Source organism: Nonomuraea sp. 10N515B (assembly GCF_052245915.1).
Classification (GTDB): Bacteria; Actinomycetota; Actinomycetes; order Streptosporangiales; family Streptosporangiaceae; genus Nonomuraea.
Genome location: NZ_JBQQBQ010000058.1, coordinates 21,206 through 42,938, shown reverse-complemented (window position 1 = coordinate 42,938; position 21,733 = coordinate 21,206). Strand labels below are relative to the sequence as shown.

At 69.0% G+C, this 21,733-nt stretch carries 23 protein-coding genes; 11 read left to right on the top strand and 12 right to left on the bottom strand.

The features are described 5' to 3' along the window. Window position 1: 1 nt before the first annotated feature. Both ACTWQA_RS47250 and ACTWQA_RS47245 read right to left on the bottom strand, forming a co-directional pair. Window positions 2-466, bottom strand: coding sequence for a hypothetical protein (locus ACTWQA_RS47250; protein WP_443165394.1), 465 nt, complete (start codon window positions 464-466; stop codon window positions 2-4). 159 nt (window positions 467-625) lie between these two features. Beyond that, entirely contained in the window at window positions 626-1,525 is a 900-nt protein-coding gene (locus ACTWQA_RS47245) for a glycoside hydrolase family 16 protein (protein WP_443165393.1), read from the bottom strand. Between the two features lie 373 nt (window positions 1,526-1,898). Between ACTWQA_RS47245 and ACTWQA_RS47240 the strand changes: the two genes are divergently transcribed. Beyond that, complete coding sequence (locus tag ACTWQA_RS47240; protein ID WP_443165392.1) at window positions 1,899-4,268, top strand: hypothetical protein; 2,370 nt, start codon at window positions 1,899-1,901, stop codon at window positions 4,266-4,268. 69 nt (window positions 4,269-4,337) lie between these two features. On the opposite strand, the gene ACTWQA_RS47235 is transcribed toward ACTWQA_RS47240, so the two are convergent. Then, on the bottom strand, window positions 4,338-6,584 hold the full coding sequence (locus ACTWQA_RS47235; RefSeq protein ID WP_443165391.1) for a WD40 repeat domain-containing serine/threonine protein kinase: 2,247 nt from the start codon (window positions 6,582-6,584) through the stop codon (window positions 4,338-4,340). 343 nt (window positions 6,585-6,927) lie between these two features. Between ACTWQA_RS47235 and ACTWQA_RS47230 the strand changes: the two genes are divergently transcribed. The 4 genes from ACTWQA_RS47230 to ACTWQA_RS47215 all read left to right on the top strand — a co-directional run bounded on the left by ACTWQA_RS47230 (window position 6,928) and on the right by ACTWQA_RS47215 (window position 10,280). After that, window positions 6,928-8,148, top strand: coding sequence for a riboflavin synthase (locus tag ACTWQA_RS47230; RefSeq protein ID WP_443165390.1), 1,221 nt, complete (start codon window positions 6,928-6,930; stop codon window positions 8,146-8,148). A gap of 223 nt (window positions 8,149-8,371) precedes the next feature. Then, window positions 8,372-8,533 carry a hypothetical protein gene (locus ACTWQA_RS47225; RefSeq protein WP_443165389.1) on the top strand — a complete coding sequence of 54 codons (162 nt, stop codon included), beginning with the start codon at window positions 8,372-8,374 and terminating at the stop codon, window positions 8,531-8,533. Window positions 8,534-8,666: 133 nt separating this feature from the next. Next, complete coding sequence (locus ACTWQA_RS47220) at window positions 8,667-9,449, top strand: enoyl-CoA hydratase/isomerase family protein (RefSeq protein WP_443165388.1); 783 nt, start codon at window positions 8,667-8,669, stop codon at window positions 9,447-9,449. A gap of 15 nt (window positions 9,450-9,464) precedes the next feature. Then, window positions 9,465-10,280 (top strand): amidohydrolase family protein, encoded by an 816-nt coding sequence (locus ACTWQA_RS47215; RefSeq protein ID WP_443165387.1) that lies wholly within the window; start codon window positions 9,465-9,467, stop codon window positions 10,278-10,280. Window positions 10,281-10,327: 47 nt separating this feature from the next. Here ACTWQA_RS47215 and ACTWQA_RS47210 read toward each other — a convergent pair whose 3' ends face one another. Both ACTWQA_RS47210 and ACTWQA_RS47205 read right to left on the bottom strand, forming a co-directional pair. Continuing rightward, complete coding sequence (locus ACTWQA_RS47210; RefSeq protein WP_443165386.1) at window positions 10,328-10,471, bottom strand: LuxR C-terminal-related transcriptional regulator; 144 nt, start codon at window positions 10,469-10,471, stop codon at window positions 10,328-10,330. Between the two features lie 244 nt (window positions 10,472-10,715). Beyond that, on the bottom strand, window positions 10,716-11,273 hold the full coding sequence (locus tag ACTWQA_RS47205) for a TetR/AcrR family transcriptional regulator (protein ID WP_443165385.1): 558 nt from the start codon (window positions 11,271-11,273) through the stop codon (window positions 10,716-10,718). 73 nt (window positions 11,274-11,346) lie between these two features. On the opposite strand from ACTWQA_RS47205, the gene ACTWQA_RS47200 reads away from it, so the two are divergent. Both ACTWQA_RS47200 and ACTWQA_RS47195 read left to right on the top strand, forming a co-directional pair. Continuing rightward, window positions 11,347-11,973, top strand: a complete 627-nt coding sequence (locus ACTWQA_RS47200) for an FMN-dependent NADH-azoreductase (protein WP_443165384.1) — start codon at window positions 11,347-11,349, stop codon at window positions 11,971-11,973. After that, window positions 11,970-12,284 carry a DMT family transporter gene (locus tag ACTWQA_RS47195; RefSeq protein WP_443165383.1) on the top strand — a complete coding sequence of 105 codons (315 nt, stop codon included), beginning with the start codon at window positions 11,970-11,972 and terminating at the stop codon, window positions 12,282-12,284. The genes ACTWQA_RS47200 and ACTWQA_RS47195 overlap by 4 nt, the downstream gene beginning before the upstream one ends. 451 nt (window positions 12,285-12,735) lie before the next feature. Here ACTWQA_RS47195 and ACTWQA_RS47190 read toward each other — a convergent pair whose 3' ends face one another. From ACTWQA_RS47190 to ACTWQA_RS47170, 5 genes are all read right to left on the bottom strand, one after another. Beyond that, window positions 12,736-13,263, bottom strand: a complete 528-nt coding sequence (locus ACTWQA_RS47190; protein ID WP_443165382.1) for a DUF1062 domain-containing protein — start codon at window positions 13,261-13,263, stop codon at window positions 12,736-12,738. A 173-nt stretch (window positions 13,264-13,436) separates the two neighbouring features. Continuing rightward, window positions 13,437-13,811, bottom strand: a complete 375-nt coding sequence (locus tag ACTWQA_RS47185; RefSeq protein WP_443165381.1) for a VOC family protein — start codon at window positions 13,809-13,811, stop codon at window positions 13,437-13,439. Window positions 13,812-14,452: 641 nt separating this feature from the next. Beyond that, complete coding sequence (locus tag ACTWQA_RS47180; RefSeq protein WP_443165380.1) at window positions 14,453-15,010, bottom strand: dihydrofolate reductase family protein; 558 nt, start codon at window positions 15,008-15,010, stop codon at window positions 14,453-14,455. Window positions 15,011-15,230: 220 nt separating this feature from the next. Beyond that, complete coding sequence (locus ACTWQA_RS47175; RefSeq protein WP_443165379.1) at window positions 15,231-15,737, bottom strand: transposase; 507 nt, start codon at window positions 15,735-15,737, stop codon at window positions 15,231-15,233. A gap of 136 nt (window positions 15,738-15,873) precedes the next feature. After that, the gene (locus ACTWQA_RS47170) at window positions 15,874-16,872 is read right to left on the bottom strand and encodes a quinone oxidoreductase family protein (RefSeq protein ID WP_443165378.1); all 999 of its coding nucleotides are present in this window, start codon (window positions 16,870-16,872) and stop codon (window positions 15,874-15,876) included. A gap of 87 nt (window positions 16,873-16,959) precedes the next feature. Between ACTWQA_RS47170 and ACTWQA_RS47165 the strand changes: the two genes are divergently transcribed. Next, window positions 16,960-17,382 carry a MarR family winged helix-turn-helix transcriptional regulator gene (locus ACTWQA_RS47165; RefSeq protein WP_327586410.1) on the top strand — a complete coding sequence of 141 codons (423 nt, stop codon included), beginning with the start codon at window positions 16,960-16,962 and terminating at the stop codon, window positions 17,380-17,382. A 322-nt stretch (window positions 17,383-17,704) separates the two neighbouring features. On the opposite strand, the gene ACTWQA_RS47160 is transcribed toward ACTWQA_RS47165, so the two are convergent. Beyond that, window positions 17,705-18,223 (bottom strand): hypothetical protein, encoded by a 519-nt coding sequence (locus ACTWQA_RS47160; protein WP_443165377.1) that lies wholly within the window; start codon window positions 18,221-18,223, stop codon window positions 17,705-17,707. Between the two features lie 672 nt (window positions 18,224-18,895). On the opposite strand from ACTWQA_RS47160, the gene ACTWQA_RS47155 reads away from it, so the two are divergent. Then, a complete protein-coding gene (locus ACTWQA_RS47155; RefSeq protein WP_443165376.1) occupies window positions 18,896-19,423 on the top strand; it encodes a DinB family protein in 528 nt (175 codons plus the stop codon). Between the two features lie 66 nt (window positions 19,424-19,489). Beyond that, the gene (locus ACTWQA_RS47150) at window positions 19,490-19,675 is read left to right on the top strand and encodes a hypothetical protein (RefSeq protein ID WP_443165375.1); all 186 of its coding nucleotides are present in this window, start codon (window positions 19,490-19,492) and stop codon (window positions 19,673-19,675) included. A 37-nt stretch (window positions 19,676-19,712) separates the two neighbouring features. Here the strand turns inward: ACTWQA_RS47150 and ACTWQA_RS47145 are convergent, their stop codons facing one another. Continuing rightward, on the bottom strand, window positions 19,713-20,009 hold the full coding sequence (locus ACTWQA_RS47145) for a hypothetical protein (RefSeq protein WP_443165374.1): 297 nt from the start codon (window positions 20,007-20,009) through the stop codon (window positions 19,713-19,715). Between the two features lie 159 nt (window positions 20,010-20,168). Between ACTWQA_RS47145 and ACTWQA_RS47140 the strand changes: the two genes are divergently transcribed. Further along, on the top strand, window positions 20,169-21,554 hold the full coding sequence (locus tag ACTWQA_RS47140; protein WP_443165373.1) for a trypsin-like serine protease: 1,386 nt from the start codon (window positions 20,169-20,171) through the stop codon (window positions 21,552-21,554). The last annotated feature ends 179 nt before the right edge of the window (window positions 21,555-21,733 follow it).

Genomic DNA, 21,733 nt, shown 5'->3' with positions numbered 1-21,733 from the left:
CCTACCCCTCGTCGATGTCCGCGGAGCAGGCGGCGCGGAACGCGATGGCCTCGCCGCCTTCCAACAGGACTCCGAGAGTGATCGGGCCGGGCTCGCACAGCGCCTTCGTGGGCGGCGTGATCGTCACCGGCTGACCATCGGCCAGGGTCACCCGCCCGCTGGCGACGGTGCGGGTCCTGCCGGACTCGGTCAGGCGTACCGACCAGCCGTACTCGCGCTGCCGCCCGGTGACGTTGCGGATGGTGAAGGAGGGCGGGACCAGGAACGACGTGGCGGGCACCCGGGCCGGCAGCGCCTGGGGGGCGGCGAACGCCAGCTCGGTGTACCCGGCGGGCGCGCCGGCCAGCCCGGCCGTGAGGAGCAGGTGGCGCCCCTGCTCGGTCTGCGCGCCGAGCGCGGCCACGACGACCGCGCCGAGCAGGGCAGCAGTCGTTAAAGAGGTGAAACGGGGAAATAATCGCGTCATTTACGGCGTAACTTCACCATGATGCCAATGGGATGGTTGATCCTAATGGCACGGAAGAGGCTGGGGCCCCAAAATGGCGGGCGCAACGGCACAAACGTTATTAAGGACCGTTCCAACCGGATATTTCGGTAAATTTCGGCACTACTGCGAAGGGTGTGCTCAGCGCTGGCGGTACACCCGTACCCAGTCGACGACCATTCGCGCCGGGAAGCGCGTCGCGGTGGTCGGGTTTCCCACCCAGCTACCACCCACCTGCAGGTTGAGGATCAAGTAGAAGGGCTCGTCGAACGGCCAGCCGGGATAGCGCGGGTATTGGGCGTACGGCGTGCCGTCCACCCACCAGGTGATGCTCTGGGGCGTCCAGTCGACGCCGTACACGTGGAAACCGGCGTCCAGCCGCTCCGGCAGGGTGATCTGGCCACCGCCCTTGCGGCCCTTGGAGTGGGTGTAGGCCCTGACGAGATGGGTCTCGTGGCCGCGGTTCTCCATGATGTCGATCTCGCCGTACGTCGTGGAGCCCGAGCGGTCGGCGTCGCTGCGCTTGAGCCAGAACGCCGGCCACAGCCCCTTGCCGAGCGGAAGCTTGATGCGCGCGGTGAACCGCCCGTACGCCTGGTCGAAGGTCTTCCTGGTCTCCAGCCGGGCGGAGCTGTAGTCGCACGGGCCGTACCAGCAGGCCGGCCGGTCCGCGGCCTGCGTCCGTTGCCCGGAGATGACCAGGCGGCCGGAGCCGTCCTGCACCGCGTTCGCAGGGCTGTAGTAGTGCAGCGCCTTCCGGTTGGACCAGCTCGTGCCGGACAGGGCGGTCCAGTTGGCGGGCCGGCCCCGCCCGTTGAACTCGTCGGACCAGCTCAGTTTCCAGGAGGCCTCGGGCAGCGCCAGCGGCGGAGGCTCGATCGACTGCGCCGGGGGCGGCGTCGTCCCCCCGTTACGAGCCGTGTCCGAAGGCGTCTCACCGATGGTGCGCACCCCTGCCGCGCTGGCCGCGACCACGGTGGCGCAGATCGCTGCGGCGAGGATCCAGGTGCGGAAACGGGCCGGGCCGTCAGCCGCCGTCATCGGGCCGGCTCGCGCTCGGACTTCGTTTCGTGGCGCTTCCCATAAATAATGACTTCCGGCGAGGGGCTCCGTCCTGGCCGGGACAATACCAAAGGGAGAGGCTGCGGTGACCGGAGGTGGTTGGAGGAGCGAGACGGGCGATCCCGACGGTTCGCCCGAGCAGGTGAACGAGCGGCTCTCCCAGCCGTCACCGCCACCGGACGAACGGATGTCCCAGCCGTCGTCACCACACGACGAACGGCTCTCCCAGCCCTCGTTACCGCCGGTCGAACGGCTCTCCCAGCCCTCGTCACCCCCGATCGAACGCTTCTCGCAGCCCTCGTCACCGTTCTCTCAGCCGTTCTCTCAACCGTCGTTGCCGTCGCTACCGTCAGTGCCACCGACCACTGAGCTGACCGACCCCGATGTCGGCTACCCGGCGACGGACCCGATGCCTCCGGGCCGGCAGAAGCGCTTCCGTTCGCTGCTGATCGGCGGCGCCTCCGTCACGTTCGCGATCGTCGTGGCGGGCGGTGTGCTGGTGGCCTCTCGCCATAGCGACGAGCCGGCGGCCGCGGAGCTGGCCGGCAGCCTGTTCGCGGCGGGTCCGGCCGGCAGTGGCGACGGCCAGCAGCTGGAGCTCAATGGGGTCGCCGCCATGGGCGCCACGGTGGTGATCGCGGGCGGCGAGGACGCCGACTCCGGCTATCGGACCGAGTTCTTCCTGTCCAAGGACGCCGGCCGCAGCTTCGCCCGCGCCCAGGTGCGGACCGCGAAGGGCGAGCCGCCCGCCGCCGGCGAGGTCCCCCGCCACCTCGCCGCGGGCCCCGCGAGCTCCGCGAGCTCCGGCGGCTGGGTCGCGCTCGGCGATCGCGTCGGCGGCACCGTCGTCTGGACGAGCCCCGACGGCGCGGCCTGGACCCGCCAGCCCGACGCCACCGCCAGCCTCGCTTTCGGCCCGCGCGACCAGGTCGCCGACGTCGCGTGGACCGGAAACGGCTTCACCGCCGTGGGACGGACCTCGGACAAGGGCGACTTCACCGACGCCTCCCCGGTGGTGTGGCTGTCCCGCGACGGCCGGAGCTGGGAACGCCGGGCCGGCTGGCGGCTCCACCCGCCGACCGGCGGCACCCTTGCCCTCACCGACGTGGCGAGCGTCAAGAACGCCATCGTGGTCCGCGGTGAGAGCTCCATCAAGCCGTATGACATCACCTGGCGCTCGACCGACGCCGGCAACACCTGGCAGGCATTCGCCGTCCCGGGCAAGTCGCGCAAGCCGGAGCTGACCTTCGCGGCGACCGCGACGACCATGCTCGCGGTGCGCCAGGACGGCTCCCGCGCCACCACCTACACCTCGCCCGACGGCGTGCGCTGGACGACGGCGGCGAAGATCGACGTGCCGGGCTTCCGGCGCCTGTTACGGCTGACCGCCACGTCACAGGCCGCGGTCGCCGCGATCGAGACCGACAGCGGGATCCGGCTGGTCCGCAGCACGGACGGCCGCTCCTGGCAACCCGCCGGCACGACGGCCGACGGCGCTGAGGTGCGCGATGCCGCCGCGGCCGCGGACAACACCGTCGTGGTGGGCGCCGACGCGGCCCACGGGGGCACGGGCGCCCTGCTCGCGGTACGCGACAAGGCCGGGAAGGACGTCCCCGCCGGCCTCCCGAACACCACCGGGAGCGGCAAGGTCGTGGACGCGCTCGGCACGGCCGACGGCCGGGTGGTCGCGGTCGGTGGCGCCAACGGGGAGGCCGCCGTCTGGACCTCCGCGGACGGGGCCACCTGGGGGCGCATCCAGGACAAGGAGAAGGCCCTGACCGGCCAGGGGCGGCAGCGGCTGACCGGCCTCACGCCCGGCTTCGCCGGCTGGCTGGCGGTCGGGTCAAGCGGCCGGACACCCGGCCGTCCCCTGGTCGTGACCTCGGCGGACGGCGAGAGCTGGCGGCGGGCCGACGACGTGGCGGCGTTCCAGCCCGACGGCACGAACGCGCTGATCGCTCGCGGCGCCGCCGCCGGCCCGGACGGCTACGTGATCGTGGGTGAGGACGGCTTCGGCGCGGGCACCTGGTGGTCCCCGGACCTCAAGACCTGGGAACGCGGGATCCCGGCGGGCGAGGACAACCTCGTCGGCACGCCGACGACCAGACGGTGGATGCACTCCGTGACCAGCGGCATGTTCGGCTTCGTCGCCGCCGGCGGCGTGACCGACCCCAATGCCTACGGCGGCGTCTTCATCCGCCGCCCCACCGTGTGGATCTCGCCGGACGGTCGCAAGTGGTCGCTGGTACGCCTGCCGATTCCGGCCGGCGTCAACGAGGGCTGGCTGACCCACATCGCCTCCCACGACGACGTCCTGGTGACCGCCGGCACGGCCGTCACCGGCAACGGCACGGGCACGGCCGCGTTCGGGTACGCGTCGGTCGACGGCGGCCGGAGCTGGCAGCCGATCTCACTGCCGGTGGTGGCCGGTGAGCAGTCCAGCGTCACCGCCGTGGCCGCGACCCCGCAAGGCTTCGTCGTGGCCGGCACCATGGGCAGGCCCGGCGACGTGGTCATCTGGACCTCGGCGGACGGCCGCTCCTGGAAGCCGGAGCAGCCGCGCGGCATCGGCATGTCCGGCCCGGGCGACCAGCGGCTGACCGCGTTCACCACGGTGGACGGCGAGCTCATCGGCGTGGGTTCCACGGCCACCGGCCGGGGCGACGAGCCGACCGTGTGGCGGCGCCCGCTGCCCTCGGACGAGACCGCCGGCACTCCGTAGTGCGGTCTCAGCACGGAACCGGCACTCCCTAGCCCGTGCCCCACACTCCCAGCGCTGGACTGACACCTTCTAGCGCGTGCCCCACACTCTCAGCGTGGCGTCACCGGCAACCCCGGTGACGGTCGTGCCGTCCCGGCTGAACGCCACCGAGTAGACCCAGTCGGCCGGCCCGTCCAGCTCGCCGGTGCCGCGTCCGCTCGCCACGTCCCATAGCCGTACCTTGCGGTCATAGCCGCCGCTGGCCAGCGTTTTCCCGTCCGGGCTGAAGGCGACCGCGGTGGCCCAGCCCCGGTGACCGGCGAGCACGGTGCGCTCCTTGCGGGCGGCGACGTCCCACAGCCGGACGCTGCGGTCGGCGCTCGCGCTCGCCAGGGTCTTCCCGTCCGGGCTGAAGGCCACCGAGAAGACCCAGTAGCGGTGGCCGGAGAGCACGGCGGCGGCCTCGCCGGTCGCCGGATGCCAGAGCCGTACGGTCCGGTCGTGGCCGCTCGTGGCGATCGTGGCGCCGTCCGGGCTGAACGCCACCGAGTCCACCCAGTCGGTGTGGCCGGCGAGGATCGCGGTGCCGTCGCCGGTCGCGGCGTTCCACAACCGCACGGTCCGGTCGCGGCTGGCGCTGGCCACGGTCTTGCCGTCCGGGCTGAACGCCACCGACCCGACCCCTCCGGTGTGGCCGGTGAGCGTGCCCCTGCCACGCCCCGAGGGCAGGCTCCACAGCCGTACGGTCCCGTCGTCGCTCCCCGTCGCGAGCGTCTTGCCGTCCGGGCTGAACGCCACCGCGTGGACGCCCTTGGTGTGGCCGTCGAGCGAGGCGGTGACGCGGCGGGTGGCGGCGTCCCACAGCCGCACGGCCCCATTGGCGCCGCTGGTCGCGAACGTCTTCCCGTCCGGGCTGTACGCGACAGCGTAGGCGGGCTCGGGGGAGAGGGTCCGGGTCACTTCCGGCTGGATCACCGGCGTCGTGGGCCCCGGGACGACGGTGGGTCGCGTCACGACCGTGGGCGTCGCCGGCCCGGCAAGGGCGAAGTATGCGCCTGAGGCGACGGCCCCGGCGGCCACCAGCACGACGGACGCGGCGACCACGGTGCGCCGCGACTTGAGACCGGCGCGAACGCGCGGACCCACCAGCGATTCCGTCGCCGAGACCATCCCAGCATCAGGGAACGACGCCCCGCCCGAGACCAGGGGCGGACCCGAAAGCGAGGCGGGACCCGACTGCGGCGATGAACCCGGCGGGAATGGCGGAGCCCACTGCGACGACGGACCCGACGGCGACGACGGACCCGACGGCGACGACGGACCCGACGGCGACGACGGACCCGACGGCGAGGACAGACCCGACGGCGAGGACAGACCCGACGGCGAGGACGAGCCGGGCAGCGAGGACGACCCCGCGAGCGACGGGGCGCCCGTCTGGGACGCGGCACCCTCGCCACCCCTCTCCTGCGGCCGCGTCCCGACCGAGAAGAGGGATTCCTGGCCCATCGCCTCCCGCGCGGGATTGGGCACGCCGTGGCCGAGCAGGTTGAACAGCAGGTCGGTTGCCGACGGCCGGGCCGCGGGATTCTTGTCCAGGCACGCCACCACCAGTGACCGCATCGGCTCGGTGAGCCCGGTGAGGTCCGGCTCCTCGTTGAGTATGCGCTGGAAGATGACCGGGATGCTGTCGTTCCCGAACGGCGGCCGCCCGCTCGCCGCGTAGGCCATGGTGGCGGCCCAGCTGAACATGTCCGACGCCGCCGTCACCACGCCGGCGCTGAACTGCTCCGGCGCCATGTAAGCCGGCGTTCCGAGGATGTCGCTGCTCTCGGCGACCGTGGAGTCCAGAGCGCGCGCCAGCCCGAAGTCGATCACCCGGGGCCCGTCGGGACCGCAGACGACGTTGCTGGGCTTGAAGTCGCGGTGCACGATGCCGGCCTGGTGGATGGCGACCAGCGCGGTGACGGTGGCGACCGCCAGCCGCTCCAGCGCGTCGGGGTCGCGGACCCCCTGCGTGGCGATGAGCCGGCTCAGCGAGATGCCCTGGACGTACTGGCTGACCACGTACGGCTGGTCCCCGCTGGTGTCGGCGTCCAGCACCCGGGCCGTGCAGAACTGACGTACCTGCCGGGTCGCGGCGATCTCCTGGAGGAACCGCTCGCGGGCCTGGGGTTCCTCCGACAGCCGGGCGTGCAGCACCTTGATCGCGACGACCTGGCCCTCGGGCGACTCTCCGACGTAAACGGTGCCCTGGCCGCCCGCGCCCAGATAGCCCGTCAGCCGGTAAGGACCCACCTGGCGCGGGTCGGTCGGCCGCAGAGGACTGAAACTGGGCACACGTACCTTCCCCAAGAAGGATGCTCAGCAGAATGATGGCGCAGGGACGCTTACGCACGAAATCCAGCGCTAAAAGCCTACTCTCATATGGCGCACATCCGGCCTTCCGCAGCAACTCGGCCACCGGATCGTTGATCTTGACGGGTGGTGGTGATATAGGTGGATTGGTGCGATTCCAAGGTGCGGCGGTGACAGCCCGCCGGTTCCGCCGGTAGCGGTGGGACGACTCGGTGTGATTCCGGGCCACGCGGTGACACCCCGCCACCTCTCGGGCCTTGCTCACGGCCCCTGACTCCTTCGTGTGGCGAGGATCGTCCTTGCCGCTGTCGAGAGGTGGTGCCGGATGTTCACCGGGCACATTCAGGAAGTCGGAACGGTGGTGGCCGTCGACCATGCGCGTATCGCGGTCAGAGCGCCCAAGGTCAGCGCGAGCGGGCTGGGTTCGATCTGCCTGAACGGCGTCGGGCTGATGATCGCTCAGACCGGGCACGAGACGGACGTGCTGGAAGCCAGGTTGACGGGCGAGACCCGCCGCAGATCGACCCTCGACCAGATTCGGGCCGGCACGCGGGTCAACGTGGAGGCGCCGTTGGCGCTGGGCGACCCGCTGGGTGGTCACCTGGTCCAGGGCGCCGTGGATGGCGTGGGCAAGGTCGTGAGGGTCGACGACGAGGGCGGCACACGGCGGCTGTGGATCAAGCCGCCGGAGCGTTTCCTCCCGCTGGTCGTCCCTAAGGGGCAGATCGCGGTCGACGGCGTCAGCCTGACCGTCGCCGAAGTGTCGCGTGACCGTTTCTCGGTGGCGCTGATCCCCATGACGTTGGAGGCCACCACGCTGGCGGAGCTGTCGGCCGGCGATCGCGTGAACCTGGAGTCCGATCTGCTCGCCCGCCTGGTGCGGCGCTGGCCGTCGGACCCGGGGCGGGCGGTGGGCGAGGTGGTCGCGGCGCTGCCGTGGGCGGGACGGGTTTCGGGCGGGCAAGGCGTGCAGAAGGCGCTGGCGCAACTGGCGTCCGGGGGAGCCGTGGTGATCTGGGATCCCGACCGGGAGGGCGAGGGCGATGTGATATTCGCCGGGGCGGGGTTGCGGCCGGAAGCGTTCACCTTCCTGCTCACCCAGGTCTGCGGTCATCCGACCGTGCCGTGCGCGCCCGATGTCCTGGACCGTCTGGAGATCGGGCCCATCCCTGGGCCCGGTGATCGGCATGGCACCCGGCCGCATGTCCCGGTGGATCTGGCCGCAGGGACCGGTACCGGGGTGTCGACGGCCGAACGCGCCGCGACCGTACGCCGCCTGGCCCACCCGGAGTCCAGGCCGGCCGACTTCCTCCGGCCGGGGCATGTCTTCCCCCTGGCCGCACGCCCTGGAGGGCTCGCCGAGCGTGCCGGTCACACCGAGGCCACCATCGCCCTGTGCGTGGCGGCAGGGCTACCGCCCGTGGGGGTGTGCTGTGAGGTCATGAACCCCGACGGAACCATGGCCAAGGCCGCCGAACTGGAGGTGGCCGCGCTGCGCTGGGGTCTGCCGCTGCTCGACGTGGACGACCTGAGGAAGCACCTGTGATCACGGCTGGCCGCGACCTGTATGACGATCCCCGCTTCTTCGAGGGCTACCGTCGGCTCAGGGATTCGGGTGCCGGGATCAACGACGCCATCGAGATCCCGGCCATGAGCCGCATGCTCCCTCCCGTGGCGGTGGACTCCTCCCAGCGGATGCTGGCGCTGGCCACCCCGCATCCGCCATCTCCGCGCTGGCAAACCTCGACCAGCACCTTGTCGAGTACGCGATGCGACGCCTCGCAGTCGACGTCGCCACCGGACGCTGGCATGACCGTCACCGCCGCCTCCTGGCCGCCGGCACCCTCGACTTGGGCTACCGCCTCGTCACAACCACTGACCCGGCCACGCCGACCAGCCGGACAGGCGGTCTGCTGCCGAACGTGACCTGAGCGCCAAGGTAGCTCTGCGTGATGATGGTGGTGACAGTGCTCTGATCTTGCTGGTGCGGGAGGCCGGTGCGGCGCAAAGGCCGGCACAGCTGAGGCCGGCGCACTCTCGTCCGTAGTCGGAGGGAGCCGAGGCGTGGGAGGGAACGCGATGATCGCGGTCGACGTGATGGACAGCATCGGGGTCGTACGACTGGCCCATGGCAAGGTCAACGCCCTGGATCTGGAGCTGTGCCGGACGATCGAGCAGACAATGCGCGATCTGGACGACCAGCGGGGACCCGTGCGGGCCGTGGTGGTGACCGGAGTCGGACGGGTATTTTCGGCGGGCGTCGACCTCAAACGCGTCATGGACGGCGGCGCCGCGTACGTGGCGGAGTTCCTGCCCGCGCTCAGCGGTGCCTTCCGATCCGTCTTCGACCTGGGCAAACCGGTGGTCGCCGCGGTCAACGGTCACGCCATCGCCGGTGGTTGCGTGCTCGCCGCGGCCTGCGACCACCGGATCATGGCCTCCGGGAGCGGCACGATCGGGGTTCCCGAGCTACGGGTCGGGGTGCCATTCCCGCACTCGGCGCTGGAGATCATGCGATTCGCGCTGGGCCCGGTCGGCGCCCGCCGTGCGATCTTCGACGGCGCCAACTACGAGCCGGACGCGGCCCTGGCCCTGGGCCTGGTCGACGAGCTGAGCGACCCGGACGCCCTGCTGGTCCACGCGATGGCCGTTGCCGGCCGGATGGCCACCGACATCCCGGCCGACACCTTCCGCTGCACCAAGGCGCAACTCCGGCAGGAGGTGACCGAGCGGCTCGACCGTGTTACGGAGCGGGCCACCGTGGAACTGTGGACGACGGCGGCAACCGACGGCCGGATCCGGGCCTTCATGGACCGGACAGTAGGCCGCTCAGCCGACGGCACCTGAGGAGGAGACACCGCCTTGCCGATCATTGATGTCTGGGCACAACATCCGACGCGGCGCTTCATCCAACACGACATGTTCGACTCGCTGCGCAACTGGTCCGGCACCTCCCTGCCGCCCGACCAGCCGCCGCTCTCCGTCACCGTGGCAGCCATGGACGCGGCCGCCGTCGACCTGGCCCTGATCAGCGCTTGGTACGGGCCGGAAGGCGCGCTGATCTCCAACGACGAGGTGGCCGCCTTCGTCGCCGAGTCAGGCGGTCGCCTGGCCGGGGTCGCCTCCGTCGACCTGCGCAAGCCGATGGCGGCCATCCGCGAGCTCCGGCGGGCGGTCACCGAACTCGGCTTCAAGGCGTTGCGCATCGTGCCTTGGTTGTGGGAGCTGCCGCCCACCGACCGCCGCTACTATCCGCTCTACGCCGAATGCGTCGAGCTCGGCATCCCGTTCTGCACTCAGGCGGGCCACACCGGCCCATTGCGTCCCTCCGAGCCCGGCCGGCCCATCCCGTATCTCGACCAGGTGGCGCTGGACTTTCCCGAGCTGACGATCGTGGCCGGGCACATCGGCTATCCGTGGACCACCGAGATGATCGCGGTGGCAACCAAGCACCCCAACGTCTACATCGACACCTCCGCCTACACGGTTCGCCGTTATCCCGCCGAGCTGGTCGCGTACCTGAAGAGCCACGGCCGGGGCAAGGTGCTGTTCGGCACCAACTACCCGATGATCACACCGCTCAAGGCGCTGGACGAGCTGGATCAACTCGGGCTGGATGAGGAGACCTGTGCCATGTTCCTCCACGGGAACGCTCGGCGCGTGTTCCAGACCGGGTGATCAGCTCGGTGAGATCGCCGGGCTGCTCCACGACCATGTTGTGGCCCTCAGGTCAGTCCTGGGAGTCTGGACAGCTCGGCGCGGGAGGAGACGCCTAGCTTGGGGAAGGCCTTGTACAGGTGGGAGGCGACCGTGCGCGGGCTGAGGAAGAGGTGCGTGCCTCGGCGCGCCGCTTGTGGCGGCGCAGCCACTCGCCGTAGAGCAGGCGGGTGCGTGCTTGGTCGAAGGGCTGCTCGCCCTCGCCGTGCAGGGCCAGCGACGATCAACCCCAGCAGACGGCCTTGTTCACCAAGACACAACGAAAATCCAAGCGGAGGGTCACATCACCTGACAACAGGCCGCTTGGACCAGCGGCTCCGCACCGACTGTCACCCCGTCCCGCGTCCGACGCAGCTTTCGAAACGCCCCCATGGCCGGGTCCCGTACGTGGGCCGGTCAGGATTCTGGGTCCAAGGTCTTCGTCAGCTTGGTGAGTGCCTCGATGATCTGGTCCGGAGTGAGGCCGAGCACCGCGCGCTGGAAGCCGTACACCTCGGGGGCCAATGACGCAAGCAGGACCTCGACCAGCGCGTGCGGGCCCGGCGTCCCTGCGGCGACCAAGAGCGCGCGCACGTGGGCACGCCAGAAGCCGTACGCGCCGGTTTCGAAGCGGGAGCGGCCCACTTCCGTGCCGAGCACCAGGTGCCGGTGGTCCTCCAGCAGGCGCACCATGGCCGCGTAGAAAGCGGCCAACCGCTCGGCGGGCGGCGCGCCCGGGCCCAGCGGCGGCTCGCCGCGCAGCAGCCGCTCCTGCAACTCCCGCTCGTGCTCATCGAGCAGCGCGACGGCGATTGAGGCCCGGTCCGGGTAGCGGCGGTAGAGCGTACCGCGACCCACGCCGGCCTTCTTCGCGATGTCGTCCATGGTCACGTCCTGCGGCGCCTTCTCGGCGAAGAGGAGGGCGGCCGCCTCCAGGATCCTGGCGCGGTTGCGCGCTGCGTCGGCTCTCTCCATACCCGGCATTGTATCTGGACGGAGTGTCCGGTTATATTTAAGTGGACATCATGTCCACATATCTGGAGAGATTATGTTGCTGCACCTGGACGCCAGCGCCCGCCGGACGTCGTTCTCGCGACGGTTGTCCCGCGTGTACGCCGACACCTGGCGAGCGGCCAAGCCGCACGCCGGGTACGTCTACCGCGACCTCGCCGCGCAACCCGTGCCGCACATCGGCGAGGCGTGGACGGAACTGTGCGACCACATCCTGGAACAGGAGATCACCGACATCTCGCGTTACCGGGAGGCAGCCCGCACCCCCGCCCAGCGTGAGGCGTGGGCCATCGTGAAACCGCTGCTGGATGAGGTGGTGGCGGCCGAGATCATCCTGATCGGCACGCCGATGTACAACTACTCGATCCCGTCGTCGCTCAAGGCCTGGCTCGACCAGATCACCTTCCCAAAGATGTCGCTGGCCGGGCGATCTTTCGTGATCACCAGCGCGCGCGGCGGCGCTTACGGCCCGGGCACGCCACGTGAACCGTACGACCACCAGGAGCGCTACCTGCGCGACTTCTTCAAGGGTCACTTCCGTGTGGAGGACGTGACGTTCATCCACGCCGAGTTGGTCAACGCCCGTCTCGACCCGGCGCTGGCTCATCTGCGTGACCGGCACGAGGAGTCGCTGGCCGCGGCGCTCCAGGAGGCGGCCCGATGAACTGGCTGATCCTGCTGCTCGCCGGGCTCGTCGAGGTGGCCTGGTCGCAAAGCATCAAACCGACGCACAACTTCACCCGGCCGATCCCCACCGTGGTCAGCCTGGCCCTGATGGCCGCCGCCGTCTGGCTGCTGTCGCAAGCCATGAACACGCTGCCGGTCGGCACCGCGTACGCCGTCTTCACCGGTATCGGTGCCGTCGGCGCGATCACGCTCGGCATCGTCCTCAACGACGACCCCGTCTCGGTAAGCAGGATGGCGGCGCTCGCCCTGATCGTCGGCGGGATAGTGCTGGCCCGGGTCACCACCTGAACCAGTGACAGCACAGCAGAGGCAGGTTTTGGGCGCAAATGGGTGGAGAAGTCTCTCCAGATCCACACCGGAGACCTTGAGCTGGCCCGCGGCTTGTTCTGGCACCCAGCTCCCGGCACCGACCCGAGTGAGGGCGTCTTCGCGCACTACGGCTTCACCGGGACCGCGATGTGGGTGCACCGTGAGCGGGGTCGCTGGGCGGCGTTGCTAAACCAACAAGTTGTACTACAGCCGGGAGCGGGAGCCGATCACGCGGATCCGCAACGCGTTCCGCGCCCCGGCCTTCGACCGGCTGGCCCGGCTCACCGAGCTGGCTGCAGGCTGATCAGGGCTGCCTTCGCGCTATGGCAGTCGTCTGGATCCGCGCCGACCTGACCGAGGCAGAACACGGCACAGCCGTGTCCTGCCTCGGCGGAGAGCGTCGCACCGACAGCTGGACCTACTGAACCGATCACACCAGGACGAATGAGAAATCCTGTTTCGTCCTGCGGTTCAGCGGGATATCGATCTTGACTCTGCGAGCGATCTCATGACGGCTGATGCCTAATCCATGAGCGATGAGCCGTTCGGGACGGACTGGCACGGGATCGTCGAAGGTGACCGTGATCTGAACGGGCCACGGATCCTCGGGAAGGGGAGGTGCGTGGAGTTCCCAGCACCTGTCCCAATCGAGCGCGAACCGGTTGCGCCGGGCGATCATCGGGTCGAGGAGGGTGTCCACGACGAGGGAAGGCGAGTTGGCCGAGTAACCGGTCAGAAGGTCAGCGGGCAGTGAGCGGACCGGGACGCGATCGTGGACGGTGAGCTTGCTGGTCCTGCCGCAGGAAACGCAGTTGACCAGGAGCCAGACGTCGAGAAGTTTGCCGTTGGCGTTGACGCGGAACCTGCCGTCGCCGATGGCGGCGCGGCCGGAAGCGCAGTCCACGCACCGGAGGGCGAGCAGAGGCAGGCGGGTTCGCCGCACCGCCCAGGGCAGCACGATATGAGGATGTGAAGACATGATCTCTCTGAAGACCTGACGAAGAGCATGGAAAACAGAGCCGACGGCGTCGTCGGCGACCGATGCGCAGGGAAGTGTCAGGTCTAAAGAGCAGGCGGCGTCATGCGCGCGAAGTCCTCACATAGGGGTCGTTTGCCCGTGCGGGCCGATGCTCAGCTCAGGCGGGCTCGCAGGAGGCAGAACTCGTTGCCTTCGGGGTCGGCCAGGACGTGCCAGGGCTCCTCGCCGGTCTGGCCGATGTCGGCCAGGCGCGCCCCGAGCTTTAGGAGGCGTTCGAGTTCGGCGTCCTGATCGCGGTCGGTGGCGTTGACGTCGAAGTGCAGCCGCAGCCTGCCCGCCTTGGGCTCGGTAGTGGGGCTGAAGACCAGAGTCGGCTGCAATCCGCCGAACCCTTCCCGTGGTCCGATCTCCACCGCGCCTTCGTCCTCGGTGTCGAGCACGATGAAGCCCAGCACCTCGCACCAGAACGCCGCCAGCCGTTGAGGATCTCGGCAAGGGATGATCAGTTCGGAAATGCGACAAGCCATGCTCGGCACCCTACGGGCATCAACCACACGCAGCCAATCCTTAAACGGCCCAGGCCCCCGACGCACCGGGCATCCGGGAGCGGCGGTCCGGCCCGATCCGCGCCCGGGCTGCCTTGCCGTCCCCGGACCTTGATGCACGACGTCTTCCGATACCCGTTCGCCGAGGTGGCCGAGATTGTCGGTCGTACGCCGGTGGCATGCCGCAAGCTGGCCTCCTCGACCCCGACGCCACCGGAATCGCCGACGGCGGAGGCCTGGTCAGCAGCCCGGCCTGGTTCTCCAGCTAGGCGGGCCCACCACGGCGGTGCTGGCGTTCGACATCGCAGGCGACCGGATCAAGCGCATCTGGGCCGTACGCAACCCCGACAAGCTCCGCCCGTGAACGGCAGGCTGATCATCCGGGCCGATCGTGGTTCGTCGGTGAATCCAAACCGAGCACCGCCTGGACGGTTCGAGCTGTCCCTGGAGGCTGCACGCAACGCTTGCGCCCCCCAGAGGGGGCCACGAAGTGTGGCCCTCCTTCCGATCTGGAACCCCACCGAGCCCCCGCCCGTGCCCCCATGGGGGTGCTCATCGCGCAGCAGGCCCAGCGGGTACAGCGCGAGCCGTACGCCGCCGGCAGCGTCACCAATCGGTGCGGCTCAGCGGGTCCGGTAGCGCGCGTAGATCAGTCCGCTGTCGAAGGCACGCTCCTCGACCAGCTCGAGATCGAGGCGCACGCCGTCGGGGAAGAACCGCTTGCCGCCGCCGACCACGCTCGTGGTGATGAACAGGTGGTACTCGTCCACCAGGCCGGCCGCGATCGCCTGGGCCGCGAGGTTCGGGCCGTCGACGGTGAGGTCGTGATCAGCCTCGGCCTTGAGCTTGCGCACCGCGTCCGGGTCGAAGGTCCGCTCGATCCTGGTCTTCGCGCTGGACACCGACTCCAGCGTCGTGGAGTACACGATCTTCTCCGCGGCCTGCCAGTCGCGGGCGTACTGCAGGATGTGCGGCGGCTGGTCGGGCTTGGTGTGCGCGGTCTCCCAGTAGACCATCGTCTCGTACATCCGTCGGCCGTAGAGGTACGTGCCGACGGGGCGGAAGAGGTCATTGATAAAGGTATGCACCTCCCGGTCGTCGGCCCCGGTGCCGAGGTCGCCCTCCGCCGCCTCGGCGTAGCCGTCGAGCGAGGTGATCATCGAGTAGATGAGCTTTGCCATGCGTCTCCTTCGGGTACGAGCGCGTCAGTCTGCCAGCGGTCCTCCAGGCTGTGACCTCCGCACGACCCGGAACTCATCGATCGGCTGGCCGGCCGGTTCCGTCAACCGTCAGATCCCGGACGAAGCGCACCTCGGGCTGCCCGTCCAACTCCACCGACCCGGTCAACACGAACCGCCTGCGAGGGGTCGCGCAGGCTCGTCCCGTTCCGCCACGAGAGTGTCAAGCAGGTTCGTCACGAATCGTTCCCGTCTCGTGACCAACTGTGGATGCGGCACCGCTCTCGGCCGCGTCGAGCACAACTTCTTGGAGGAAACGGCCGAATACGGCCTTGGCGATGTCCAGCGCGCGGCCGAGGAGTACTGGACGGTGCTGCTGCGAAAGCCTGACAATCCCGACTTCCCCGTCATCTTCGCCCGGACCTCCCCGAGGATCTCGCGTACCTGCACGGCGAGGCCCGTCGTAGCCGGCGTCAGCCAAGATGAGAATGTCCGGGTCACCGGAGCGACACTGCCCGGCGGCCATCAGCCGTTCGACCACCTCACGCAGCTGGGTGGCGGTCACCGTGACCAGATCGTCACCGGGCGCCAGCCGGAGCGCGTCCAGCGGCGCGGTCCACGAGCTGCGGCCGGCCTCCAATGCCACCACGAACGAGTAAGGCCATCCCGGGATCATGATGTGCTGGTCCTTGCCCCGCCGCAGCATCGCGCTCTGGCTCGGCCACGCCACCACCCAGACGACCCAGGCCTATCTTCACGCTGACCTGGAACTGAAACGCCGGACCCTCGACCGCTACCAGCGTGTCAGGAAGGCTGAGCGGCGTTGATGCCGTTGACAGCCGGAGCCTCGGGCCGCTTGTTGCGTCCTATCCGACCTTGAGGGCCAGCTTCCCGACATAGTGATCGTTTAGGGCGCGATGCGCATCCTCGACTCGCTCCAACGGGAAGGTCCGGGCGACGTGGACCTCGAAGGAGCTCGCCTCGATGATCGCGTTCAGCCGATCGGTGGCGGTGCGGCTTCGATCCCCGTCGTAGTAGGACACCGTCGCGCCCGGCGACGTTACAGGCACGGGCAGGACACCGTTCGGCCAGGCGATCCGTCCCGAGTTCTTGATCGCGCGAAGAGACCGTTCGGCAGTGTCGCCTCCCACGGTGACCAGAGCCGCATCGAGCCCGCCTGGTGCGAACTCGAATGACGCAGCCAACACATCGTCTTTGCGACCGTCGATGGCGTTGTCGGCGCCCAGCCGCCGGGCCAGGGCGACACCGTCGTCACCAGAGGCCACGGCCAATACTCGGATGCCGCTGTGCCGCGCCAGCTGCACGGCCAGGTGCCCGATACCCCCGCTGGCCCCGAAGACCATGAGCGTCTCGTCCGGCCGCAGGCCGAGCAGATCGAGTCCGCTCAATGCGGTCAGGGCATCCCAGGCCATCGCGCCGGCCTGTTCGGTCGGCATCCGGTCGGGAACGCGCGCCACGAACTCCGCCTCAACGACGGCGTACTCGGCGTAGAAGCCGCCACGCGGCACCGGCATCGTCGCAGCGTAGACACGCTCGCCCACGTCGAACCGGGTGACATTGCGTCCGACCGCGGCCACCGTGCCTGCTGCGTCCCAGCCGAGGACATAGGGGAAGGTCGACGCGACGCCGAAAGCGCCGTCGTAGTCCCCCTCCCGCTCGACCGCGTCCCAGGACCCGACCCCTGCGAACTCCACCCGGATGAGGACGTCGTCGTCGCCGACCTCCGGGAGCGGTATCCGGCGCGACGAGAGTTCGCCGACTCCGCCGAACCGGTCAAGGACGACCGCGTTCATCTGCGGCACCACGATCGCGCCGCCCGCTGTGCGCTCGACTCTGCTGTCCATCGGCCATCCTTCTTTACTTGAGTGACTCAAGGGTCATTGGACCACAACTATTTGAGAGAATCAAATAACTCCACTAGGCTGGGCGCCATGGCGCTGCCGAACGGACCCGTAACCACCTCATCCGAGGCCGAGGCCGCCTTGTTCGACCTGGTCGACGTATACGACCGCGCATACGAGGCGGCCGCGGCCGAGCTGTCGCTCAGCCCGGCGCAGGCATGTGTGCTCGGGCGACTCGACGAGCGACGCGGCATGGGCGCCTTGGCCAAGGAGCTCGGCTGCGATGCCTCCAACATCACCCAGATCGTCGTGCGTCTCGAAGCGCTCGGCCTCGTGGCCCGCGAACCGAATCCCCGGGACCGCCGCGCACGACTCGTCGCGCGAACCCCCCGAGGAGACGAGATCAACCACCGGTTCGCAACAGCCTTCACTTTCGCCCGCACGGCGGTTGGACGACTCTCGCCCGACGAACAGGACCAGTTGACGGCGCTGCTGCGAAAAGCACTGGGCTGACACGCACCCGCGGCCCACCCAATCAAGGTGGATCCAACGGCTTCATGGGTGCGGACTACAGCAGTCTCTGGTTGCTCGCCGTCACGCTGCGGAGCTCGACGGTGGCATGTTCTGCGACGATGAGCATGAGCGCGCTTCTGTCTTGGCTCGTGGTGACGTTCAGGCCCGTGGGATGTCTTTGCCGGTCGGCCGGTACTCGGCCACCGGCCCAACGACCTCAAACGGGCCAAGAAGACACGACGTCGGCGGACAACCACCCCGACTTTCAGCCCGGAACGGGCATCCCCGCAGGGATATCAGAGACTGAAGCGGGTGCCGCAGGTCAGGAGCCCTCGCCGAGCCGTCGATCGAGCGAGGAGACCGCACGAACATCAGGGAACGCGGATCCCTTCCCGCTCCCGGTCCCGGCCGTGCCGATGGGCCAGACGGCCAGCATGTAGCTTTTGCCGCGTTCCCTGGCGGCCGTTGCCAGCGACAGGCGGCGGGAGCGGCCGTGCGCCCGAATGCCGTAACGGCCCGCGCCTTGGAAGGCGAGGTTGAGCTGGGGGGCCATGTCGTCGTCAATGGGGGTGAAGTCGGGCAGCTGCATGATGCCGGTGGTAGTGATGAATTCGGCCTCTTGGGAAGCCTGCCAGGTTTTAGCGGGCGCCCGAGGTGCCTCGGAGCTGAAGTTCACCCTCATGTGAGCGATGCCGTCTGCGATAGCGGAGATGGCCACAATCACGTCAGGTGCCGTGGCCACCAATCCGGCACCCTCAGTTTCAGACAAGCCGGTCGGCTGCTGGTAGGGGTTGCAGATCACGATGCGTCCTTCACGCACCCTGATCCGCCCGATCAGCACATTCGGCAGGGGAACCGGCTACTGGTCGCGCCCTTGCGCACGATGGCCGATCACGCCTTCTGGGCGGGCGGCTTGGGCAGCTTCTACTGGCTTTTCGGGCGGTCTCCTCTGTTGCAGCCGGTGACTCATCTAGCGGCCACACCGTGACGAGGAAATGCTCCAGAGGCTCTTTGGTCGTGTCTCGGCCATGGCTTCGGCCTCTGGCCTGGACCCGCAGCCGGTAGCGGCCCGCCCCGCGATGAGCCAGGTTAGAGCCTGCTGACAAAGGCTTTGGTCGCTGAGGCCGGGACAGGGATGCCCTGGTCGAGCCATCTTCGACCGATACGCCTGCGGACAGGAGCGGGCTCCTGATAGCTGAGGTGTTGTCTACGCAACTCGGCAACCAGGAGCCGTGGTTGTCTGTTTACCCGCCCGCGTCCGTGAGCGCCAGTGGTTGCGCCTCGCTGGGGTGCCGATGTCGTGACCCGGAAGCCGTCATATCCGTCGGATCTGACCGATGCCGAGTGGGCGGTGCTCGAAAGCGAGGCGCGGGCGGTGATGGCCGCGCTGGTCGCAGCCACGGGCAGGCCGATGGTGCATGCCCTGGTTCCATCGTGCTGCCGCCTGGTCGGCGGCGGGCAAGATATGCGCGTACCCCGCAAAATCGGTTGCACAGGTCGTCATGATGGTGACATGACGTGGACAGCACCCGACGTAGAGCGGGGACCTCGGTCGGACATGGCCTGTGGCGAACGCGAGATGTTGGATAACTGGTTGAAGCTCCGCCGGGTGTTCCTGCTGCGCAAATGCGCCGGCCTCACCACCGAGCAACTGAAGACCGCCTCCGTGGAGCCGTCCAACCTGACGCTGCTCGGCCTCCTGAGACATATGACGGAAGTCGAGCGCTTCTGGTTCCGGGAGAAGTTCCTGCACGAGGACCTGCCCGAGCTGCACATCACCGAGGAGTACGAAGACGGCGACTTCGACCTGGTGGCCGACGCCGACGCCAAGGCGGACTACGCCGCCTTCCTCGCGGAGACGGCTGCGTGCGACGCCGCGGTTGCGGGCATCGACCTCGACGAGCTGGCCGACGACCCCAGGGCGCCGACCGGCAAGGTCAGCCTCCGCTGGGTCTACATCCACCTCCTGGAGGAGTACGCGCAGCACACCGGGCACGCCGACCTGATCCGGGAGCGCATCGATGGGGCCACGGGAGCGTAGCGGCCCTTCCGGCATTACCCGTATCTAGGTCCTGGCCCCTCACCGACGTACCCACTGATCAGCTGAGTGGTGGTTGGCCGTAGCTCCAGAACTCGTCCGGGAAACCGGCGGAAGGAAGGCCCCAGGCCCTATCGCCAGGAGAAGCCGCTGTCCAACTTCCACGACCTGGCCGCCAACGACGCGACCACCGCCCTGATCATCAACGTGATCACCGCCGTGGGGCAGTTCCAGCGCGACTGCAGAACGAGCTGACGGCCGAGGGGATCGCCGCAGCGGAGGCCGAAGGACGCTACCGCGGCCGGGCGTCTCCCGTCAGTGACGGAAGGGCGGCCCAGGCAGAGGTGATGCGGGCCATCTCGGCGTTGGTCTCGTTCAGCCTGCGCGTGATCAGTCTGGAGACCGCGGACTGGGGGTCGACGACGACGATGTCTCCCGGCGGGGTTCTTCTCAGCAGGCCGAGCCCGGTCAGCCGGGCGAGCGTGGCCGCCATGACGCTGTCGCCGGGGATGGGGACCGCGGGCTCGCGCAGGAGCATGCGGTAGACATGCTCCTCGTAGTCGGTCAGTCCGAGACCGGCAAGGTTCATGGTGGTCCTCCAAACGACGTGTCACCAAGCTGACGCGTGCAGGTTGATGACAACCGGACGATCTAGAAACTTCCCGCACCGTGAACTAAAAATGATCACATTCTTGGGCGAACGCCCATCATCCGGAAGTTGTGATCATTTATGCGTAGCATTCTGGCTGTGGGGGCTCTTGCCCTGAGCACGATCGCAGTGGCACCGGCTCAGGCGGGAGCAACGGCCACGGTCAAAGAGCTGGTGCCAGTCTTCACCGAGGACTTCACCCCCGCCCAGCCGCTGGACGCCGGCCTGTCGGTGGCGTTGGAGCGGGCCGAGGCCAGGGCCGAGACCCGGCCCACGGAGCTGGCTCCGCCGTACGTCAGCGAGGGACGGATCGTGGCGCCGACCACGGCGGACACGACGGGAACAGGCCGGGTGCCCTATGCCGCCGCGGCCATCGCGGTGAGCACCGACACGCTCGTCGACGAGGGCGGCGACGACCCGAACATCGGCGGCACGGGCGAGGGCAAGGACGGCATCCCCGCCGAGCCCACGACCACGGCGGCCACCCAAGAAGAGGAGGAGTCGTCGGCGCAGCCCACGGCTACCGGCGTCGCCACGTACTACTATCCGACCGTCACCACGGTGAAGTACACCTACGCCGAACTCACCGCAGTCCAGGAGGAGATCCTCACTCTCGACGTCCCAGGCGCGCCAACGATGCACACGGCCTACGTCGACGCCGCGCGCAACCGGGTCGTGGTCACGGTCGCGAGCGTGGACGACGCGCTGAGACAGGCGCTGACCGATCGCTACGGCGCCGAGAAGGTCGCCATCGAGGTGAACGCGGAAGAGGTCGCCCCCGCACAGACTGCCCGCCACAACGACACGAGCCCGTTCTTCGGCGGAGCCAGGACCACCACTTCCAGCTGCACCACGGGCTTCGCCTGGAAGCACGAGGGCGTGCCATACCTCGTCACCGCCGGGCACTGCGTCAGCTTGCACCAGAACTACTACATGCCCGTGCCCCACTATGCCGTCGGCAAGGTCACCTCGGACAACTGGGACACCATCCGCGGCACCGTCAAGTTTCCCAGCCAGTCGTACTACGCCGGAGACCTGGGCCTGGTGAGGCTGGCCGGCGGCAACAACGCGGCGCCATACGTCTACACCGCGAACGCGACGTCGAACACCAGGCGGGAGGTCGCGGGGCCGTGGAGCCGCGCACCGCGGCGCGGCGACAAGTACTGCACGGGCGGCGCAACCACCGGTGAGCTGTGCGGCTGGACGGTCTCGCAGACGGGCGTCACGGTGAAGTACAGCAGCGGCGGCGTGGCCCGCAACATGGTCAAGGGCAGCAAGACCGGCAGGTGCACGGCCGCCGGCGACTCCGGCGGCCCCATCTACACGGTCAGGAGCGACGGCAAGATCGTGGCCAAGGGCATCAACAGCGGGGGCGGCGGGGGCGGCAGCAACAACTACGGCGGCACCTTCGACCCGTGCCGGGACTACTTCACCGACATCCGGCTCGCCGAGAAGGCGATGCCTGGCATCGTCAAGAAGTACTGATCGAGGGCAGGGCGGCGGCCGTCATCGGGGTGTGTAACTAATAACCCTTGAGTCTTTGTATCGCTGCGTAACGCCGGTTCCGGCGTGAAAATGCGGTGCTGACCCGCCGTACCTGAAGGGTCCGGTTTCGAGGTTCGATCGGTTTCGGCGATTGTCGTGGTGGTGCCGGATTCCTGCGT

Coding starts and splice junctions, on each gene's coding strand:
- ACTWQA_RS47200 (WP_443165384.1), top strand. CDS start 11,347: ATGTTGCTGCACCTGGACGCCAGCGCCCGCCGGACGTCGTTCTCGCGA.
- ACTWQA_RS47230 (WP_443165390.1), top strand. CDS start 6,928: ATGTTCACCGGGCACATTCAGGAAGTCGGAACGGTGGTGGCCGTCGAC.
- ACTWQA_RS47245 (WP_443165393.1), bottom strand. CDS start 1,525: ATGACGGCGGCTGACGGCCCGGCCCGTTTCCGCACCTGGATCCTCGCC.
- ACTWQA_RS47250 (WP_443165394.1), bottom strand. CDS start 466: ATGACGCGATTATTTCCCCGTTTCACCTCTTTAACGACTGCTGCCCTG.
- ACTWQA_RS47165 (WP_327586410.1), top strand. CDS start 16,960: ATGGCGCTGCCGAACGGACCCGTAACCACCTCATCCGAGGCCGAGGCC.
- ACTWQA_RS47195 (WP_443165383.1), top strand. CDS start 11,970: ATGAACTGGCTGATCCTGCTGCTCGCCGGGCTCGTCGAGGTGGCCTGG.
- ACTWQA_RS47145 (WP_443165374.1), bottom strand. CDS start 20,009: ATGAACCTTGCCGGTCTCGGACTGACCGACTACGAGGAGCATGTCTAC.
- ACTWQA_RS47180 (WP_443165380.1), bottom strand. CDS start 15,010: ATGGCAAAGCTCATCTACTCGATGATCACCTCGCTCGACGGCTACGCC.
- ACTWQA_RS47155 (WP_443165376.1), top strand. CDS start 18,896: ATGACGTGGACAGCACCCGACGTAGAGCGGGGACCTCGGTCGGACATG.
- ACTWQA_RS47205 (WP_443165385.1), bottom strand. CDS start 11,273: ATGGAGAGAGCCGACGCAGCGCGCAACCGCGCCAGGATCCTGGAGGCG.
- ACTWQA_RS47225 (WP_443165389.1), top strand. CDS start 8,372: ATGCGACGCCTCGCAGTCGACGTCGCCACCGGACGCTGGCATGACCGT.
- ACTWQA_RS47170 (WP_443165378.1), bottom strand. CDS start 16,872: ATGGACAGCAGAGTCGAGCGCACAGCGGGCGGCGCGATCGTGGTGCCG.
- ACTWQA_RS47185 (WP_443165381.1), bottom strand. CDS start 13,811: ATGGCTTGTCGCATTTCCGAACTGATCATCCCTTGCCGAGATCCTCAA.